This is a genomic window from Streptomyces sp. NPDC044106, from assembly GCF_056433985.1.
The window spans coordinates 421,922-439,707 of sequence record NZ_JBWKFZ010000005.1 but is presented as its reverse complement, the minus strand read 5'-3'; the positions used below and the strand labels follow the sequence as shown (position 1 = coordinate 439,707).

The 17,786-nt window shown below is 69.4% G+C and carries 18 protein-coding genes, 2 tRNA genes and 3 pseudogenes; 9 read left to right on the top strand and 14 right to left on the bottom strand.

The window, feature by feature from the left end; genetic code table 11:
- Positions 1-96 precede the first annotated feature (96 nt).
- The gene (locus tag AC07DI_RS11550; protein WP_478903923.1) at positions 97-1,458 is read left to right on the top strand and encodes a PhoX family protein; all 1,362 of its coding nucleotides are present in this window, start codon (positions 97-99) and stop codon (positions 1,456-1,458) included.
- 19 nt (positions 1,459-1,477) lie between these two features.
- On the opposite strand, the pseudogene sph reads toward AC07DI_RS11550, so the two are convergent.
- From sph to AC07DI_RS11535, 3 genes and pseudogenes are all read right to left on the bottom strand, one after another.
- Positions 1,478-2,438, bottom strand: a pseudogene (gene sph / locus AC07DI_RS11545) (sphingomyelin phosphodiesterase).
- 309 nt (positions 2,439-2,747) lie between these two features.
- Positions 2,748-2,957, bottom strand: a complete 210-nt coding sequence (locus AC07DI_RS11540; RefSeq protein WP_384248598.1) for a DUF397 domain-containing protein — start codon at positions 2,955-2,957, stop codon at positions 2,748-2,750.
- Entirely contained in the window at positions 2,954-3,781 is an 828-nt protein-coding gene (locus AC07DI_RS11535; protein WP_384248599.1) for a helix-turn-helix domain-containing protein, read from the bottom strand. The genes AC07DI_RS11540 and AC07DI_RS11535 overlap by 4 nt, the downstream gene beginning before the upstream one ends.
- 106 nt (positions 3,782-3,887) lie before the next feature.
- On the opposite strand from AC07DI_RS11535, the pseudogene AC07DI_RS11530 reads away from it, so the two are divergent.
- Both AC07DI_RS11530 and AC07DI_RS11525 read left to right on the top strand, forming a co-directional pair.
- Positions 3,888-4,082 (top strand): annotated as a pseudogene (locus AC07DI_RS11530) (hypothetical protein); the annotation flags it as partial.
- Between the two features lie 561 nt (positions 4,083-4,643).
- On the top strand, positions 4,644-5,456 hold the full coding sequence (locus AC07DI_RS11525; RefSeq protein WP_478903920.1) for a protein kinase family protein: 813 nt from the start codon (positions 4,644-4,646) through the stop codon (positions 5,454-5,456).
- A 9-nt stretch (positions 5,457-5,465) separates the two neighbouring features.
- Here the strand turns inward: AC07DI_RS11525 and AC07DI_RS11520 are convergent.
- The 3 genes and pseudogenes from AC07DI_RS11520 to AC07DI_RS11510 all read right to left on the bottom strand — a co-directional run.
- Positions 5,466-5,870, bottom strand: a pseudogene (locus AC07DI_RS11520) (hypothetical protein); the annotation flags it as partial.
- 18 nt (positions 5,871-5,888) lie between these two features.
- A tRNA-Ser gene (locus tag AC07DI_RS11515) sits at positions 5,889-5,962 on the bottom strand.
- Between the two features lie 55 nt (positions 5,963-6,017).
- Positions 6,018-6,094 (bottom strand) — tRNA-Arg (locus AC07DI_RS11510).
- Between the two features lie 155 nt (positions 6,095-6,249).
- On the opposite strand from AC07DI_RS11510, the gene AC07DI_RS11505 reads away from it, so the two are divergent.
- Entirely contained in the window at positions 6,250-6,705 is a 456-nt protein-coding gene (locus AC07DI_RS11505; protein WP_384248607.1) for a hypothetical protein, read from the top strand.
- Positions 6,706-7,118: 413 nt separating this feature from the next.
- Here the strand turns inward: AC07DI_RS11505 and AC07DI_RS11500 are convergent, their stop codons facing one another.
- From AC07DI_RS11500 to AC07DI_RS11485, 4 genes are all read right to left on the bottom strand, one after another.
- Positions 7,119-8,411, bottom strand: coding sequence for a recombinase family protein (locus AC07DI_RS11500; protein WP_478903918.1), 1,293 nt, complete (start codon positions 8,409-8,411; stop codon positions 7,119-7,121).
- 330 nt (positions 8,412-8,741) lie between these two features.
- The gene (locus AC07DI_RS11495; RefSeq protein ID WP_384248612.1) at positions 8,742-8,921 is read right to left on the bottom strand and encodes a hypothetical protein; all 180 of its coding nucleotides are present in this window, start codon (positions 8,919-8,921) and stop codon (positions 8,742-8,744) included.
- Positions 8,922-9,193: 272 nt separating this feature from the next.
- Positions 9,194-10,255 (bottom strand): cytochrome P450, encoded by a 1,062-nt coding sequence (locus AC07DI_RS11490; protein ID WP_478903916.1) that lies wholly within the window; start codon positions 10,253-10,255, stop codon positions 9,194-9,196.
- Positions 10,256-10,445: 190 nt separating this feature from the next.
- Entirely contained in the window at positions 10,446-10,808 is a 363-nt protein-coding gene (locus AC07DI_RS11485; RefSeq protein WP_478903914.1) for a tryptorubin family RiPP precursor, read from the bottom strand.
- A 53-nt stretch (positions 10,809-10,861) separates the two neighbouring features.
- Between AC07DI_RS11485 and AC07DI_RS11480 the strand changes: the two genes are divergently transcribed.
- The 3 genes from AC07DI_RS11480 to AC07DI_RS11470 are packed head-to-tail and all read left to right on the top strand — an operon-like array spanning position 10,862 to position 12,803.
- Positions 10,862-11,662 carry an alpha/beta fold hydrolase gene (locus AC07DI_RS11480; RefSeq protein ID WP_478903912.1) on the top strand — a complete coding sequence of 267 codons (801 nt, stop codon included), beginning with the start codon at positions 10,862-10,864 and terminating at the stop codon, positions 11,660-11,662.
- Between the two features lie 18 nt (positions 11,663-11,680).
- Positions 11,681-12,586: a polysaccharide deacetylase family protein gene (locus AC07DI_RS11475; RefSeq protein ID WP_478903910.1), complete on the top strand. Its 906-nt coding sequence runs from the start codon at positions 11,681-11,683 to the stop codon at positions 12,584-12,586.
- Between the two features lie 10 nt (positions 12,587-12,596).
- Positions 12,597-12,803, top strand: a complete 207-nt coding sequence (locus tag AC07DI_RS11470; protein WP_478903908.1) for a hypothetical protein — start codon at positions 12,597-12,599, stop codon at positions 12,801-12,803.
- A gap of 57 nt (positions 12,804-12,860) precedes the next feature.
- On the opposite strand, the gene AC07DI_RS11465 is transcribed toward AC07DI_RS11470, so the two are convergent.
- Together AC07DI_RS11465 and AC07DI_RS11460 are read right to left on the bottom strand one after the other, a co-directional pair.
- The gene (locus AC07DI_RS11465; protein ID WP_478903906.1) at positions 12,861-13,529 is read right to left on the bottom strand and encodes an ABC transporter; all 669 of its coding nucleotides are present in this window, start codon (positions 13,527-13,529) and stop codon (positions 12,861-12,863) included.
- The gene (locus AC07DI_RS11460) at positions 13,529-14,491 is read right to left on the bottom strand and encodes an ABC transporter ATP-binding protein (RefSeq protein ID WP_478903904.1); all 963 of its coding nucleotides are present in this window, start codon (positions 14,489-14,491) and stop codon (positions 13,529-13,531) included. The genes AC07DI_RS11465 and AC07DI_RS11460 overlap by 1 nt, the downstream gene beginning before the upstream one ends.
- 90 nt (positions 14,492-14,581) lie before the next feature.
- On the opposite strand from AC07DI_RS11460, the gene AC07DI_RS11455 reads away from it, so the two are divergent.
- Positions 14,582-15,331 (top strand): peptidyl-tRNA hydrolase, encoded by a 750-nt coding sequence (locus AC07DI_RS11455; RefSeq protein WP_478903902.1) that lies wholly within the window; start codon positions 14,582-14,584, stop codon positions 15,329-15,331.
- Between the two features lie 28 nt (positions 15,332-15,359).
- Here the strand turns inward: AC07DI_RS11455 and AC07DI_RS11450 are convergent, their stop codons facing one another.
- Both AC07DI_RS11450 and AC07DI_RS11445 read right to left on the bottom strand, forming a co-directional pair.
- Positions 15,360-15,752, bottom strand: a complete 393-nt coding sequence (locus AC07DI_RS11450) for a darcynin family protein (protein ID WP_478903900.1) — start codon at positions 15,750-15,752, stop codon at positions 15,360-15,362.
- Positions 15,753-15,853: 101 nt separating this feature from the next.
- The gene (locus AC07DI_RS11445; RefSeq protein ID WP_478903899.1) at positions 15,854-16,750 is read right to left on the bottom strand and encodes an NAD(P)H-binding protein; all 897 of its coding nucleotides are present in this window, start codon (positions 16,748-16,750) and stop codon (positions 15,854-15,856) included.
- A 246-nt stretch (positions 16,751-16,996) separates the two neighbouring features.
- Between AC07DI_RS11445 and AC07DI_RS11440 the strand changes: the two genes are divergently transcribed.
- Positions 16,997-17,659 carry a TetR/AcrR family transcriptional regulator gene (locus tag AC07DI_RS11440; protein ID WP_478903897.1) on the top strand — a complete coding sequence of 221 codons (663 nt, stop codon included), beginning with the start codon at positions 16,997-16,999 and terminating at the stop codon, positions 17,657-17,659.
- Positions 17,660-17,786 lie beyond the last annotated feature (127 nt).

The window sequence follows — 17,786 nt, the reverse complement described above, 5'->3', positions numbered from 1 at the left end:
CACGAAACGGAAGCTACGCGCGTGGTTCCCGTGCACCAAGGCGCGTGGTACACACATCCGGTCACATTCCTGTCCGCCAGCAGGAGGTCGCCCATCATGTCTGCCACTCGACGTCAGGTTCTCGCCCGCACCGGTGCGCTGGGCGCGGGGATCGCCTTCACCGGCGCTCTGTCGGAACTCTTCGCGGGCACCGCCGCCGCGCACGGGAAGGCCGGCTACGGCCCTCTCGTACCCGACCCCAAGGGTCTGCTCGATCTGCCGAAAGGTTTCCGCTACCGGGTGCTCTCACGGGAGGGCGACGACCTCCGTTCGGGTGAGGGCAAGGTGCCGAGCAACCACGACGGCATGGCCGCCTTCCCGGGCAAGGACGGCGGCGTCCACCTCGTGCGCAACCACGAGAACCGCGTCACCGGCAAGATCGCCGTGCCGACCGTCAAGGGGCTCACGTACGACCCGATGGGCAAGGGCGGCTGTACGGCGCTGTCCCTCGACCGGCGGAACAACGTCCGCGCCGAGCGCGTCGCGATCGCCGGGACCGCCGTCAACTGCGCGGGCGGGCCCACCCCTTGGGGCACCTGGCTGACCTGCGAGGAGACCGAGGACAAGGCAGGCACGAACGGCTACACCAAGGACCACGGCTTCATCTTCGAGGTCGACCCGGTGGATCCGCACCGCACCGGCGCGGTGCCGCTGACCGCGATGGGCCGCTTCCAGCACGAGGCGATCGCCGTCGACCCCCGACGCGGCATCGTCTACGAGACCGAGGACGCCTTCGACAAGCCCTTCGGCCTCTTCTACCGCTTCCTGCCCAAGAAGCCCCTGGGCGGCCGCGGTTCGCTGCGCGCGGGCGGCACGCTGCAGGCGATGCGGGTGCCCGGCGTGCCCGACCTGTCGGCCGTCACCGAGACGGGCGCGCACTTCGACGGCATCGAGTGGGTCGACGTGCCGGACCCGCTCGCCGCCCGGACCGCCATCCGCTTCCAGGACTTCGGCAAGAAGGGCATCACGCACGCGCAGAAGCTGGAGGGCTGCTACTGGGGCGGCTCGTCCGTCTACTTCGTGTCGTCCTTCGCCCACAGCGCGGCCGGCTCCGTGGGCGATCACTACGGCCAGATCTGGCGGTACGACCCGTCCCGGCGCCGCCTCACCCTCGTGATCGTCTTCGGCCCGAGCACCGACATCCAGCTGCCCGGCGAGTCCCCTGACAACATCTGCCTCGCGCCCACCGGCGGCCTGATGGTCTGCGAGGACGGCGGCGGCGCCCAGTACGTGTTCGGCCTCACCCGCCAGGGCGAGGTCTACGCGATGGCCCGCGGCCGGCAGAACATCGGCACCCCGGAGCAGCCCGAGTGGGGCGAGTTCGCGGGCGTCACCTTCTCGCCGGACCACGACACGATGTACGTGAACTGCTACACGCCCGGCACGACGTTCGCGGTGACGGGACCCTGGCACAAGTAGCGCGCCCGGCCGCTCCCGGTCAGTTCCCGGCCACCACCGGGTAGTGGTCCGACAGGTTCGTGTACGTGTACTTCTTGCCCCAGCTGGAGACCGTCCAGGGCGCGCTCCGCTCCTTGACCACGTCGTTCCGCCAGGTGGCGGGGCGGGCGTGGCCCTTGCGGTGGAGGACGAAGTCGAGGTCCTCGCGGGGGTCGTCCGGGTAGCGCTCGGCGGCGATCGAGTTGTCCTTCGTGTCGAAGGAGTACGGGTGGCCGGTGCGGGCGTCGGCGGGGGCGAGGCCCCCGTCGGCGAGCATCGAGGCGTACTCGGAGCTGTGTGAGTCGACGTTGAAGTCCCCCGCCACGACGACCTGTTCGCCCGCCGGGATGTTCTTGGCGTCCAGGAAGGCGTCCATCTCCTTGAACTGCCGGGCGCGGGTGGCCGCGGCCTCGCCGGTGCCGCACCCGGAGTCGGTGGACTGGGTGTGCGTGCCGACGACGTGCGTCCTGGTGCCGTTCACGTCCAACACGGCATAGACGAAGCCCTTGTTGGAGTACGAGTCGGAGCCGCACGCGTCCTTGTAGACATACTGCTCCTTGCGCACGATCGGCCACTTGCTCAGGACCGTCACGCCGCCGTCCTCGGGCGTCGCCGAGGAGTACGCACCGCCGGTGGCGTCCCAGCCGTCCTTGCCGCGGCCCATCACGGGCGTCTGGTGCGGGTAGCGGTCCGCCGCGGCGGCCTTCAGCGCGTCGGACGAGGAGTTGTCGAACGCCTCCTGGAGCACCACGACGTCCTGCCCCTGGAAGAACCCGGCGGCCGGGATCGCCCGGGCGCGGTGGTCCTGGCCCCAGTTGGGATAGAGCGTCTTGCTGGACAGGAGGACAGGTTAAGTGTAGTACGTACAGGCGGGCAAGAGCCTCTTCCGTTCCCAGAGCTTGAGGGGCGGACGGGGCTTCACACGCAGGGACGACAAGACCCCTACTGGTGGCGCTGAACATCACCGGCAAGACAAAGCCCCCGGCAGTGCCGGGGGCCTGCGGCCCTGCCCTCTGTGCAGGGCACGGGCAGTCTTAGCGCTGCGCGTCGGCCACGAAGGCGCCCCAAGCCGAAGCCGGTTGAGAAAGCCCCCCGGCGCCGCCTTGAGGAGAGACTCGCGCTCTCCCTCGGCTAGGCGCGAGAGAGGCCCGGACAGAGAAAGTGTCCGGGCCTCTTATTCGTGGCGGAGGCCTCCTCCGTAGCGTGCGATGGCGCAGCGAAGCCCCACCATGCCTGAGCATGATGGGGCTGCCTTGAACTCTGCGCTCTACTCAGATGGTCCCGAACTCTCCACTCTTAACGCTCATCACGAAGGAAGCGAACGTATCGGCGGGGAAGTCCAGTACCGGGCCGGTTGGGTTCTTGGAGTCACGGACGGGAACCATGCCGCGAGAAGCGACAAGGTTCGTGGCGACCTCGATGCACTGGCCGCCGTTGTTGCTGTACGAGGACGTGAACCACTGCGGGTTGTCGGTCGTCACGAGGTGCCCTTTCGAAGCTGTTCGATCATGGCCACGGAAGCCGCCTGCGAGAGCGCTTCGGCCTGCAACTGATGGTAGGCCGTAAGCGTCGGCAGCACGAATGTGCTTTCCCGTTCCAGGTGGCCCCGTTGGGCGGACTCTGCGTAGGACATGAGGGAGCGGTCAGGCAGCGTCAGCACGGTGATCGGGAGATCGAATGGACGCCGTGCCCCCATGGCGAACGGCGCGACCTGTAGCACGGTGTGCGGCAGCTCGGCGAACTCCACCAGTCCCGCCAACTGTGCGGCCATGGTCGCGGAGTCTCCGATGGGGCGACGGAGACAGCTTTCGTCGAGCACAACCAAAATCAGCGGCGGCGGTGTCCTGGTGAGCGCATCCTGTCGCTCTGCAATGAGCGAGACCCGCTCGTGCGCCTGGTCGTCAGTGATCGCCCCTCGTTTGACTGCGCTGGTGGCAAGGGTCTCGGCGTAGTCCGGTGTCTGTAGCAGGCCAGGGATCACGCCTACTTCGTACAGCCGAATCTCTGCCGCATGTCGCTCGTAGCCGATGTACTCAGGGAACCCCTCTAGTAGCGCGGTGTCCCGTACGGCCCGCCCCTGTCGCTCGAACCGGTCGCCTGTGCCAAACGCCTTGTCAGCACTTGCTGAGAAGCGCGGAGTTGGGGAGCGGCGGCCAGTTTCAACGGCGGAAATGTGTGTCCCCGAGAAGCCCATGCGTGCGCCTAGCTCGTCCTGCGTCCAACCCCGTTCGTCCCGCAACCTGCGCAGACGCTCTCCGAACGCCGCTACGGGTGATGCGCTCGCGTCCAGCTCTTTTCGGTTCAATGGCTCCCGCCCAACTCTTCGTTCAAATCACGCAAGTTGAAGACTGTCTGACTGTAGGCCACGCTGAAGCATCCGAGTAGCGGAAGCACTACGGAGAGGAGCGGCGATGTCTGCGCAGAACATTCCCACAAACAAGACCGACCGCGTTCCCGACGTCGGCACGCTCATGGTGGACACCAGCCGAGACCGAGTTGGAGAGTTCCGCGGAGTCGCCGGCCCGTACTGGGCACTGCGCCCTGTCTGCGGCGGAATTGAGTGGGACGCAGTCCCCGAGCAGGTACGTCCGGTGGACGTCGCAGAGGGGGGCCACGCCCCAAAGCTCCCTCCCGCAGCCTGCGTTGTGGCGGAACTGGTCGCCCTTGTGCAGGCAGGCGGATTCTGGCGACTAGCCCCTGCATGGCCTCCGCGAACGGGCCATGTCGATCCAACCCGCGACGCGCCTCGCGACGTTGAGTCAGGACTACAGCCGCAGTTGCCTCCCCCGCAAAGGGGAGACGGACGAGTGAGCGCCGACCCGGCCCGGATACCGTCGGCAGACCCCGGCCCCTGTACCTGCTCCGACCCCAATTGCCAGCTGAAATACCCGCCATCCGGGCAGCGTGACCTTGCGGGGGCGGCGAGCAAGGCTCTGCTTGAGCTACGCGAACAGGCTCGCGCTGGCATCGAACGGCGGCGCACGTTCGGCTCGTTGGGGTGACTGTTGTGGGCGCGGCAACGCCCGAGAAGCCCACCTTGGGCCCGTACGAGATCAGCCCCACGGAATGGTACGGAGGAGTGTTGGACGTGAAGTCTGGCGGGCCCCACTTCCCGCCCGGTCCTAAACCGGACGCCGACAACGACCAGGACCACGCGCCGACGACAGATGAATTGTTGGCTGACCGGGTGGCGAGGTTGGGGGCAGGAGCTGATCCACCCCTTCACGGGCAAGGTCACTCACGTACGGGTCCCGGATCGTGGATTCAGCTCCGACTTCGCCGCCATCATCGACAGCGAGCAGGGCCAGTTCTTCGTCAAGGCCATGTTCAACGTTCCCGGAGGGCGGAAGGACTCTATCCTCCGGGAACGGGCGATCAACCCGTACGTGCAGCCACTGTCTCCGCGACTGCTGTGGAGCATTGACGGCGACGAGGACGGATGGATCATCCTCGGGTTCAGTGCCGTTGACGGACGGTCGTCTCGCTTCGAACCGGACTCCCCCGACCTCCCGATCATTGTCGGCGCCCTCAACCGCATTGCGGGTGTTCCGCTTCCCCCTGTTGCGCGGGACTGGCCTGAGACGCGATGGAACGACTTCGCTGCGGACGCAAAAGAGGCAGAACTGTTCCAGGGGGACATGCTTCTGCACACCGACATCAACCCCAGCAACATCATTATTGGGGAACGGGATGTGTGGGTGGTGGACTGGTCTTGGCCCACCCGAGGAGCAGCGTTCATCGATCCGGCCTGCCTCGCCCTGCAACTTATTGCGGCCGGTCACACAGTAGAGAGTGCAGAGTCGTGGGTATCCCAGTGCGCTGTGTGGTCGAAGTCCGATCCTGCCGCAATCGATGCCTTCGCCAGGGCCAACCTTCGGATGTACCGCACACAAGCCAAGCGTTTTCCTGATCAGGCGTGGCTCGGCGCCATGGAAGCAACTGCTCAATCATGGGTCGACTACAGGCAGGGACGCGCCTAGGGCTCTTCGGCCGCGCCGTACGAACATCTGCCACGTGTAGGAGCGGTACTGACCGCCCCTCGTCGGCGTGCTGTCACTCGTCGCCGTAGCGTCATAGCCCGTCGACGAGTTCAGCGGGTCGCGCACGAAGCGCGCCCGGTACTCCAGCGTCTTCGCATCTGGCGCCCAGAACACCATGGCGGACAGGACGCCCCACCCGTCGTGTGACGGCCAGATGAGCCCGGAGCGGGCGTCGGGGTACTTCGATGCCTTGGAGCCTCCCCGTGACGCATCGTGCTTCTTCCACGGGTCCTAAGACTCGCCAGCCGTCGTGTAAGGGAAGCGGACGAGGTGATAGCCGTCCTAGTCGTACTGGATCTTCTGCTTCCCTGCGACGCTGGCGTCCCACTTCAGGGAGCAGATAGCGAGGCTCATATGCGCTCCTAGGTGAGTTGGTGTGTCCGGCGGGATTTGAACCCGCGTCGCCCCCTTCACGGGAGAGTTCTAGGCCGCTGAACTACGGACACCGCTACACGCTTCCGGGGAGCAGCCGTAACGCGGAGCCTGCGGGAGCTACCCGCATGGTTGACTCGGCAGGGCTTGAACCTGCGGCCTCGCGATTCGTAGTCGCGCGCTCTGTCCAACTGAGCTACGAGTCATTGGGAGCAGAGTTCGTCCACTCCCACGAAGTACAGCCGCCCACGCTTCAGCCCCGCTCACGGGATCTCTCTTCCGCCGCGGGGCTGCGTGTGGCTCAACTACTATTGCTGAACCGTGGCTTGCCAAGCAGGGGCACCGCCACGACCATCCGGAGATGGACCAGCTCTTTTGGGGAGGTCTCGTTCTTGGGGCTGTATTTGGCGTCGGCGTCGACCTCTGGAAGCGTCCGCTGGACCGGCTCCTGGACCGCAGGCTGGAACACCGTACGGTGACCCGCACGGAGAACCTCGCCCGTCAGCTGCGCCAAGATCGCGGCGCGCTGCGGGACTACCTCGTCGAAGTAATCCTCCAGACCACCCTGATTGGATCGCTGATCGGCCTACTGGCTGGAATCATGTTCAGCGTCGGCACCTTAGCGATCTGGGTGAACCCGGATCCAGCAGCGGACAGTGTCAACATCGCGCTATCCGTCGTAGGGCAGCTTCTCAGTGTGGTCGGTGCGGGTTACATCATCCGTATCGCAGGAGACGCGCTGACGGTCGCCCGCCGGGTGTCCCAACTACGCGCTGAGGATGAGTCAAGGAGGAACCCGCCCTCACCTCCTCCGTAAAGGCTGACGGGCCGACGTCGCTACGACCGCGCTTCAACCCGGAGGGGGGTACGGGGAGCGCAGGAGCGGCGCCGGCCGTCGAAGGAGGGTCGGACCGCTCGCCATTCGCAACGGCCGCGCGTTCCCTCCTACCTATGTAATGGGGCGCGTGTGACGCGGAAGTGATCTTGCTCGTCGTCCTCCCCCGTCAGCTCCCGCGCACAAACCGCCCAACTAACCCCTGTTTTCACTTCTCTCCTTGACGCGTTAGAGAGAGATAGAAATAAGGGGTTGGGTTTGGCACTTTGGCCCCTGAAGCGGCCAAGTAGACTACGCAGCGCAACAGTTCACGGCGCCATAGTCACCCACTGGAGTTACCCACAGCCCCCTGTGGATAATGAGGACGCTCGTCGACGTTGGCGAATTGGCCAGACTTACCTCGACGTGACCTTGAGGGGCACGTCTCCTGCCGATCGGTCCCGAAGAGCCTGGACGGAGGAGGCAATGTCCGCGTCAGGGTCGACGTCTCCAACGAACGGTTGCCACCGTGGCGTGTGCCCGTACGGCCACACCCTCACAGTGACGTCAAACTCAGCCAGGATTGCCCGGCGCTCCCCGTCGTGGGCTGCACCTTCCCACCTGGACCTGACGGTCTCTCCGGTTGGCCGCGTCACCATGCCCGCCGGGCGGATGGGTTCGGCACGAAGCCGTTCAGCCTCCCCAGTCAGTTCGGTGTAACGCGCGCGGTACCACTGGGCGTCGTCCTCGTCCTCGTACAGCCCTGCCGCGCGGTCGTCTCGCAGTCGGTTCCTGTCGTTCAGAACCTCGCTGAGGGCCTCTTCGACACCATTCCCAGGGTCGTAGACCGTCTCCATGTACTGATGGTGGCCGTATGTCTCCAGAAACCAACCGGTGAGGGACTCCTCCAGGTAACTGACGTAGATAGTCGGGGACGGCTTGCAGTCGCTGAGACCCTTCGAGCGCGATTTACAGGTCATCGCGACGGGATTTCCCGTGCGGTACTGGCGGTATCCGCAGACGCCGCAACGGGCCCGGTCGGACAGAAGATGTTCGCCGCTAGGCGCCCGCTTCGAATCCCTCTTCTTCGGTCCGAGTTTCGCGACGAGTGCGACGTGCGTAGCCCTGTTCCAGAGCTGAGGCGCCAAGCGAACGGGGTTTCCGGTGTCACTGTCGAGCACCGGGCGTCCCTTGTGCATGAGGTACCCGAGCGCGGCCTCCGACATCAGCATCTTGGCCAGCGCGCCACCGTCCCACGGCGTCCCACGGGGCTCCTTACTGGCCATGACACGTTCGTGGTCCGCTGGCGAATAGACCTTCTCCCGTGTGAGCCGCGCAGCTTCGCTGTACTCCGTTACGTCACTCGTCTCATCCGCGAGGATCCGGTTAGCTACGCCCCGGAGGATGTCGACGGCTCGCTCCCGATCCTGGACTTCAGGCGGCATATCTTCTCCCCGATCCAACGCCACGTGATCGATGTTGGCCTTCGCATGCAGCCGGACATACCGGTACCCGTAAGAATGCTTGCCCCGCTTACGGCCTTGAGTCCGCGCCTTCACCGTCTCGTCGCGGTTTCGGTGCTGCGTGGCGCGCAATTCCATCTGCGCGCCCCACGCCTCCATAGTGAACCGGTTCTCGTCGACTGGGTCGTCCAGGTCCCACGGGCCGTCGTGACCATAGGTGACGAGGAGCTTCCCCTCATCACGCATCTTGTAGCCCGTATTGAGACAATCGACGAGGCTACGTCCGATTCAGTCGACGGCAGCACCCGCGATACCGTCATACGGGCCGCGCTCACTGCGCAGCCAGGGTCCCAACTTGGGGCGCGCCATAGGATTTGTGGCGCCTGAGATTTCCCAGTCATCAGCCCACGCAATGACGTGGCCATCCACGCTGCGCACGGCCGACAGGACGTTCTCCCGTTGCCGCTCCGGCGACCACGTGGCGTCTGTCTTCCGCGACAGCCGACGTACCCCTACCAGGCACTTTCCGCAGCCGTCATAAGGTCGCTCGATATCTTCGCCCACCCCAACCCCCTACTAGAGTTGACCCACCCTACTGAACAGGAAGGTGTTGTACGTGAGCACTTTGAGCGAGGGAGGAGCGGCGGCGGACGCGTCGGCGGCGGTCGCGGACGGGGCGACGGCGGCGAACGTGGCGGCGGCGAGCACGGCGGTGACGGTCGCCGCGTGGGTCCTGCGCAGCGCGGTGTGCGGCACGGAAACTCCTGAGGGTGGGGGGCTGGTCGCGGCGGTTCCGGCCGCTGACGAAGCGGCGGCCGTTGTCCGAACGCCCGGTCATCCAACCAGCCGCGATTACTTCTGGGGGTGTTTCGCGTGAACTCCCGTCACCCGCACCGACACACACATGACTTCCGGCTGAACTGCGCCTGTACGCACTTCACGCGCTGCGCGGACACCGAGGTACGGGGCCGCCGCGTCCAGGCGTACGAGCGCGGCATCCGGTGTTCCGCCGCCCTGTCGGCCGCTCGCTAGCGCACGCCGCTTCCCTGCCGCACCAGCCGCACCTTGTCCACGCCGAGCAGGCCCGCGAGCGGCACCTTCGCGGTGGTCTGCCGCGGGTCGACGCCCACGCCGTCGGACCGCAGGATGTCGAGCAGCATCCCGGCCAGCGGCATCACCATGTGCCGGCCCCAGCAGCGTTCGGAGACGTGGCCGAAGGGGAGGTAGCCGGGGTGGTCGTCGGGGTCGAGGTCGGCCCAGCGTCCGGCCCTGAACGTGTCGGGGTCGTCCCAGAGGGCGGGGTCGCGGTGGCTGAGCAGCGGGAGCAGCAGGACGTCGTCGCCCGCGCCGATGCGGTCGTCGAGGGCGGGGTACTCGGGGGACGCGTTCCGCAGGATGTTCCAGGACGGTGGCAGCAGCCGCATCGACTCGTACAGGATGTGCTCGTTCGGCGTCTCGTCGTCGAACGGCGCCCCGAGCCAGTACGCGTTGGCGACGAGCGTCGAGACGGTGAAGCAGACCGGGGCGGCGGCCCTGCGGTACAGGCCCATGGCGTAGCGCCGGTCGCTGTACGTCGTGGCGTTCGCGGTCAGGCCCGCGATGCTGGTGACGGGCGCGCCGGGCCGGAGCCTGCCGGGCAGGGCGGCGCCGGTGGCGATGACCGTCCAGGTCAGTTTGGGCGTCAGCTCCAGGGTGCGGTCCATGAGGATGCGCAGCCGGTACGGGTCGGCGCCGAGGATCAGGTCGCGCAGGTACACGTGGCCGACGTGGGGCCACTCGCCGGAGAGGTCGATGCCGCCCGGCGCCGGCTTCTTCAGCGCCGTCCGTACGTCCCGTCCGATGGCCTGCATGACGGTGGACGCCTCGGTGCGCGGGATGGAGCGTCCGTGCAGCGGTTTGAAGGTGGGGCGTTCGCGCTCGGTGGCGGGCCGCGCGGCGAGGATCCGGTCGGTCAGCGCGGCGCCGGCGACGCCGACCGTGTCGTGGTCCAGGCGGAACACGTCCTGGCCGCGGTGGTCGCGCAGCAGGGCGTGGAGTCGCGGCGTGAAGACGGTGGCCCGCGCGATCCTGGCGGTACCGGGTATGGACATCGGGAGTCTCCAGAAGCGGGAGGCCCGCGCCCGGCGGCCGGGTCACGGCACACCGGGCACGAGCCTCGACGGCGCGTTACGTCCCCACGGGGACGTCCTGTCACGTCCCTAGGGCACGTGACGGGTCGTCACATCGGTCCCCGTGGGATGCGCATCCGCGCGGGATGCGCGCGGCGACTGCCTCGTCGGCCTAGTACCAGTGGTACCAGGCGTAGGCCTTGAGGCTCTTCTCGCCGGTGATCTTCTTCTTGAGGGAGCGGACAACCTTCATGTGCATACCTCCGGTCGTTTCCGTTCGCCCGTGCCGGACACGGACCTGCGGAGAATCTCCGCAGCCGATCAACAACCGATAAACGGCCAGGTGATGTGCTATGCCGGGCATATCCGGAGTGCGCTGATGAGTGCCGCGGACGGAGTGCGTGAGCGGGACGTCAGCGGGGCGCGAGAGGTGGGTGCGGCGCGAGGCGTCCGTGCGGCGGCGTGTGCGGCTGCGCACCTGGGAAGAGGGGTCCGGGCGGCCGGGCGTTCCGGCCTGCGGGCAGGATTCGGGCATGCCCTCCGTCCGGTCCGGCGGACCAGCAGGGCGCGTACGAGAGAGGCGCCACCATGAAGCTGCACACCCACGAGTGGGGAACCGGCGACCGCGTCGCCGTCCTGGTCCACGGGATCATGTCGGACCACCGCACCTGGCGGCGCGTGGGGCCCGCTCTCGCCGACAGGGGCTACCGCGTGATCGGCGTCGACCTGCGGGGGCACGGGGCGAGCGGGCGCGGCGAGTACGGGGCGAAGGTCTTCGCGGACGACCTCGTCGACACCCTGCCGGCCGGCGCCGAACTCGCCCTCGGGCACTCGCTCGGCGGCCTCGCCCTGGCCCTCGCCGTCGAGCGGCTCGCCCCGGCGCGCGCCGTCTACTCCGACCCGGCCTGGGCGCTCGGCGCGGAAGGCGCGGTCGACCCGGCGGTGTTCGTGGAGTTCCAGCGGGTCCCCCGCGCCCCTGATAGCGAAGTTCAACCCGCGCTGGGAGGCGGCCGACGTGGACATCGAGGCCGCCACGCTCGCCGCCTGGGACCCGGACACCGCACTGTCGATCTCCGGCGCGAACGCCGTCGACCACACCCCGGCCGCCCCCGTCGTGCCGTCACTGGTGCAGGTCGCGGACCCCAGCATCGTCGTGGACGGCGCGCTCAAGGAGGAGCTGGCGCGGCGCGGCTTCGAGGTGCGGACGGTGCGGGGCGCGGGGCACACCATCCACCGCGACGACTTCGACGCGTTCATGGGCTCGCTCGACGGCTGGGTGTGAGGCGGGCGGGCGCCAGAGGGTGTCAGTGGCGTCGATGGGTGTCAGTCGCGTCGATGGGCGCCGGTGGAGTGAGGCGGCACGGCATGTTGTCCTATTTGACGTATTAATGCCTATATCTTCACCGGGTGATCACTCTCGTACGGAGACCCGCCGCGCTCTGCGCCCTCGGCGCCCTGACCGCCGCCCTCGTCACCCTCGCCGGATGCGCGGGCGACACCGCCACGCCCGGTCACGACCGGCCCGCGGGGGCCACCGCCGCCCCCTCGTCGTCCGCGCCGCCCACCCTCGCGCCAGGCCCCTCCGGCCTGACCCCGGTGTTCACGAACGGGTCGCGGAAGCACGGCCGCACCGTCGCCCTCACCTTCGACGCCGACATGACCGCGGACCAGGGGCCGCGCGCGGCTGCCGGTGAGCGGTTCGACCATCCGGCCCTGGTCGCCACGTTGCGGCGGCTGAAGGTGCCCGCCACGTTCTTCATGACGGGGCGGTGGGCCGAGGAGTACCCGGCGCAGGCCAAGGCCATCGGCCGCGACCCGCTCTTCGAGGTCGCCAACCACTCGTACAGTCACCACGCCTTCACCGGCAACTGCTACGGCCTGCCGACCGTGCCCGCCGCCGGTATGCGCGCCGACATGGAGCGCGCCTTCGCCGCCCTGCGCGGGGCGGGCGTCGAGCACCCGGTGCCGTACTTTCGCTTCCCGGGCGGCTGCTACGACCGGCAGGCCCTGCGCGCGCTCGCGCCCGGCGGCGTCACCGCCGTGCAGTGGGACGTGGTCAGCGGCGACGCCTTCGCAACCGACTCCGGCGCGGTGGCCCGGCAGGTGCTCGACGGGGTGCGGCCCGGCTCGGTCGTCGTCATGCACTGCACGCGCAGCGCGGCGCCCACGACGGAGCGCGCACTGCGCACGATCGTCCCCGAGCTGCGCGAGCGCGGGTACCGGTTCGTCCGGGTGTCGGAGCAGATCCGGTCGGTGGGGGCGGCGGGCACCCGGGGCGGCCGGGAGGGCCGGGACTCCCGGCCCAGGTCGTAGGCTGGCGGACATGGCGGAAACGGCGGACGACGACTACTGCGCTCCGGCATCGGCACCCGCACCGACCCCGGACTCGGCCCCGGCCGCATCGGGCGAGCCCTTCGCCGAGTGCGTCCTGTGCCGCGCGCCCACCGAGTACCCGGAGTCCCACAAGGGCGTCACGCTCTGCCCGGTCTGCGCGTGGCAGGAGGCGCAGCGCTCGGCCTGCTCGGGGTGAGGCAGGGCAGGGAACCGGCACTTCGCCCCCTCCCGTTCCGTACGCCCTCCTCCACCGTCACCCGCGCCGCGAGCTGAGCGCGCACGCCGCCCACATCGCCGCCGCCGCGACGGCCGCCGCGGCCGCCAGTGCGCCCGGCGACGCCGGCACCACGCCGTCCCTCGACCCCGTGGTCAGATCGGTGAGGACCGACTTCGCCGGGGAGCCCGTGGTGACGAGCAGGAACAGCGCGCCGAGCAGCGACGCGGGGACGGCGCGCCCCGCGGAACGCAGCAGGGGCCAGTTGGCGAGCGCCCCGAGCGCGGTGCCGAGCAGCGCGCTGACCAGCATCGCGAGCAGACCGGCCGCGCCCGCGGACAGGCGCGGCACCGGGACCCGCGCGTTCGTGCTCGACGCGTCGCTGATGGCCGTCACGACGAGGACGGCCGCCCCGCCGAGTGCGGACGCCGCAAGGAGCGCGGCGAGCAGCGAGGCGAGGTGGGCCCGCCCCGGACCGGCGGCCGCGGCGACGCAACCGCGGGCAGCGGGCGGCTCGTTGGTCACGCAGATCCGGACCAGCCAGGCGGTCACGGGGAGCAGGCCCCCGGCGGCGTACGCGAGTGAGTCCAGGATGGGCTGCCCGCCCTGCACGCCGATGCCGAGGAACACGGCGTACAGGATGACGGGCGGAAGCCACCGCTGGGACCGCACGAGCAGGGCGGTGCGATAGCGCAGCAGGGCGCGCATCACAGCACCTCCCCGTCCGCCGTTTCCATCGCCTCCACCGCGCCCGCCTCCACCGCGCCCGCCTCCACCGCTTCCGTCACCCTCATCACCTTCGCCACGTGCCACGGCGGTCGCGCCGTCAGGAGTTCCCGCAGGACCCGGTCCGAGTGAGGTGCGGGAACGGTGAGACGCGTGGGCCCGGCGGACGCGTCCGGGCCCGCCGCCACGGCCGAACCCGTCATGGCCGACACCGTCACGGCCGCCGCCGTCACCGCGGCCGGGAGTCCGGCGCCCGGTGGGCCCTGGGTCTCGATGAGAACCGTCGGCCCCTGCCAACACTGTGAAGTCGCCTGCACAGTGCGGCGGTTGAGTGCCGCGCCCGCCAGTACGTACGTCTCCTCCGCCACCCCCTGGAGGCGGCGCGGGTCGTGGTCGACGAAGACCACCGAGCCGCCCGCCGCCGTGCGCTCACCCACCGCGCGGTCGAGTTCGGCGCGGGCGGCGGAGTCCAGGCCGGTCCACGCCTCGTCGAGGATGAGCAGCTCGGGTTCGGCGAGCAGGGCCTGCGCCACGGCGACCTTCTGACTGCTGCCCTTGGAGAGCTCGGACAGCGGGGTGCGCGCGTACCCGCCGGCGCCGAAGCGCTCCAGCCACTGCGCCGCGCTCCGCCGGGCGGCCCCGTGCGCGAGTCCGTGGACGCGGCCCATGTGCGTGAGGTAGCCGAGCGCCGTGAACGGCATTGCGGCCGGGAAGCGTTCGGGCACGAACGCCGTGCGCGGACGCCCCGACACCCGGCCCTCACAGGGCGCGTCGATTCCGGCGAGCAGCCTCAACAATGTTGATTTTCCTGTGCCGTTGCCGCCTTCGACCCGTACCAGGGCGCCCGCCGGTATGCCGAGGTCGACTCCGCGCAGCACCCATGCGCCACGCATGCCGTAGCGGCGGCCCACCCCGTCGAGCCGCACAGCGAGATCACGTTCCATGCGGGTCATCCTCGCGTACGCCCCACGAGCACCGCACGGAGCACGGGGCAGGGCCGATCTCCCGGCCGGGAGGCTGGCAGACTGGCGGGTGTGAGCAGCGACGAGACGACCACCCCCGCAGAAGCGGCCGCCGAGGACACCCCGTTCCGCCATGAGAGCACCTGGCGCGACGAGGCCCCGCAGTTCGTGCTGCCGCTGGTCGCGCGCATCGAACGCGCCGCGCCCCCGGCCCGCACGGACGCCCTGGAGACGGCGGCCCGCGCCGTCCTCGTGATGCTGAGCGACGAGCGTTCGCTCGGTGACGGCGAGTGGGCGCGGGCCATGCGCGACTGGGAGGACGCCCGCATCCGCAAGGTGGTGCGGCGGGCGCGCGGCGCCGAGTGGCGCAGGGCCGAGGCGCTGCCCGGCATCACGGTCACCGGCAAGTCGGCCGAGGTCCGCGTCTTCCCGCCGGTGCCGCTTGACGGCTGGCCCAAGGAGCTGGCCCGGCTCCAGGTGTCCGGCACCGAACTCGACGACCCGGAGCCGCCGCCCGGCGCCGACCCGACGCACCCCGTCCTCTGGATGAATCCCCACGTCGGCATGACGGCGGGCAAGGCGATGGCCCAGGCGGGCCACGGCGCCCAGCTGGCCTGGTGGGAGCTGTCGGACGAGGAGCGCGCGGCCTGGCGCGACGCCGGTTTCCCGCTCTCCGTCCGCACCGCCGACGCGGACCGCTGGCGCGAGGTCACCGCGGGCGGCAACCCGGTGGTCCGCGACGCGGGCTTCACGGAGATCGCCCCGGGGAAGACCGTCGCGGTCGAAGGGGTGAGCCGCGTCGGATCGCTCCCGCGCGCATGAGCCCTGGTGTCGCGCATGAGCCCTGGTGTCAGGTGCTGATGGTGGTGACGGCCTCGACGCCGTACGTGCGGGCGTAGCCGTTCTCGGTGCCGACGAGGAGGTCGACGACCTCGAAGTAGCGGTCCCAGAACGGGGTTTCGCGCAGTGCGTCGATGAGGAGCTGGTAGGCGTTGTGGTCGTCGGCCTCCCAGACCCAGACGTCGGTGACGCGGGTGGAGTAGAACTCCGTGTCGTAGAAGCGCGACCGGACACCGGTGGTCTTGGCCTTGATGGCGGGGATGACCTCGGTCACGAAGGCGTCCACCCTCTTCTGGGGCGTCATGGCGAGCCATTCGGGTGTGGTCTTGACGAGCATGAACGCGGTGACGGGCGGCTGTGCGGCCTGCGTCGCGGGAGCGGTTGCGGTTTCCTGGGTGGTCATGGGATGTGCCTCCGAAGCGGCGGTCGGTGTTCTGGGTTCTGGTGCGGTGGGGTCTGGTGCGGTGGACTCTGGTGGTGCGGCCGTACGCGGGTGACGGGTAGTCAGTCGCCGCGGACGGCGGGCATGAGGGTGTCGGCGCACCACTGCTCGAAAGTGGTGGGCGTCGCGGTGCCCCCGGTACGGGTGACGCCCGCGTCGAGGCCCGCGTCCTTGGCCCGCTTCATGTCGCAAATGCCCTGGACGAAGGCCTCGTTGAGGCCGTAGCCGACGAGGGTGGGGTACATCTCGCCGAGCGACTGGCGTTCGTATCGGACGGGGCGGCCCAGCTGCTCGGTGATGATGCGGGCCAGGTCGTTCGGGGACAGGTCCCGCGGTCCGAGGACCGGGACGTCGTCGGTGCCGGTCCACGAGCGGTCGAGGAGGAGACGGGCGGCGACGGCCGCGATGTCGGCGACGGCGACCATGGGCGCCTTGCGGTCGGGGTCGGTGTTGTCGGTGAAGACGCCCTTGTCCCGGATCGATTCGGCCTCCTCGAGGACGTTCTCGTAGAAGGACGGATTGGCCAGGGCCCGGTAGGCGACACCGGTCCCCGCGATAAGGTCGTCCATGGCGAGGGAGGCCGTGACGAGTCCGGCGCGGTCGGCGAGCGGGGTGCCGCGGCCCAGTGCGGAGACGCCGACCACATGGCCGACGCCGTGCGTGGCGAGGGCCTTCGCGGCGGGTCCCGTGAAGCCGCGGTAGGCCGCGTCCGGCGTCAGTGAGGAGTCCGGCGGAACGAGCCAGAACACGGCGTCCGCACCGTCGAAGGCCCGGTCGACGACCTCGGCGTCACCGTGCGAACCGGTGATCACCTCGACCCGCTCGCGTACCGCGCCGGGCAGCCGGGCGGGATCGCGGACCACCACGCGCAGCTCTTCGCCACGGGCGGCAGCGGAGTCCAGCAGGAGGGGGAGCAGGTGGCTGCCGATGTTGCCGGTGGGGGCAGTGATGACGATCAAGTGAAACCTCGCAGGTGGTGGTGGTTCGGTACGTCACTCATCCTGCGGAGGAGTCCTGCATTGCCACAATGGGAACTTCGGCACGGCATTGTTGCCCGAAGTGGAATTACCGCTTGAGCTGGAGTTACGCCGCCGACCACCACGGCGTTAGGGTGCGGCCAGGACTCGGACATCGGTCAGGATCGGACAGGGGAACACGCGGGTGAGAGCGGAACGCAAGGCACCGGGCGCACGCCGGGGTCGACCGTGACCGGCGGGGCGTCCTCGGCCGGGGGACGGCTCGACGGCCGGGTCGAGCGCGGCAACCAGACCCGCCGCCTCGTGCTGCGCCGCACCGTCGACATCGCCTCCGTCGAAGGGCTCGGAGCGCTGTCGCTCGGGCGCATCGCCACCGAGCTGAACCTCAGCAAGAGCGGGGTGTTCGCGCTCTTCGGGTCGAAGGAGGAACTGCAGCTGGCGACCATCAGGGCGGCGGGGCGCATCTTCCTCGACGCGGTGGTCGAGCCCGCCTGCCAGGAGCCCCCCGGCATCGGACGGGCGTGGCGGCTCTGCGCGGCCTGGCTGGAGTACTCGGAGCGGCGCGTCTTCCCCGGCGGCTGCTTCTTCTACGGGGCGATCGCCGAGTACGACGCCCGCGAAGGGGCCGTGCACGACGCGCTGGCCGACGCCGACCGCGGCTGGACCGCGCAGGTGGAGCGGTGCCTTGGCGAGGCGCGCGACACCGGCGAGCTGCGGGCGGACACGGATGTCGCCCAGCTCGCCTTCGAACTCGTCGCCCTCATGGAGACGGCCAACTCGCACTCGGTCCTGCACGGCGTGCCGGACGCGTACCGGCGGGCGGGCACGGGCATCACGACGCGACTGCGCGCGGCGGCGACGGATGCGGCGCTGGTCCCCCAACTCCCGTGATCTGACGCCTCGCAGGGCGGTACGCATCGGCGGAGGTGCCCCCGAATTTTCTCCGGAAAAAGTCAGCACGATCGTTCGTTTAGTTTTATGCTCACGTCATGCCGCCACGGATCACGCGCCCCGCCCC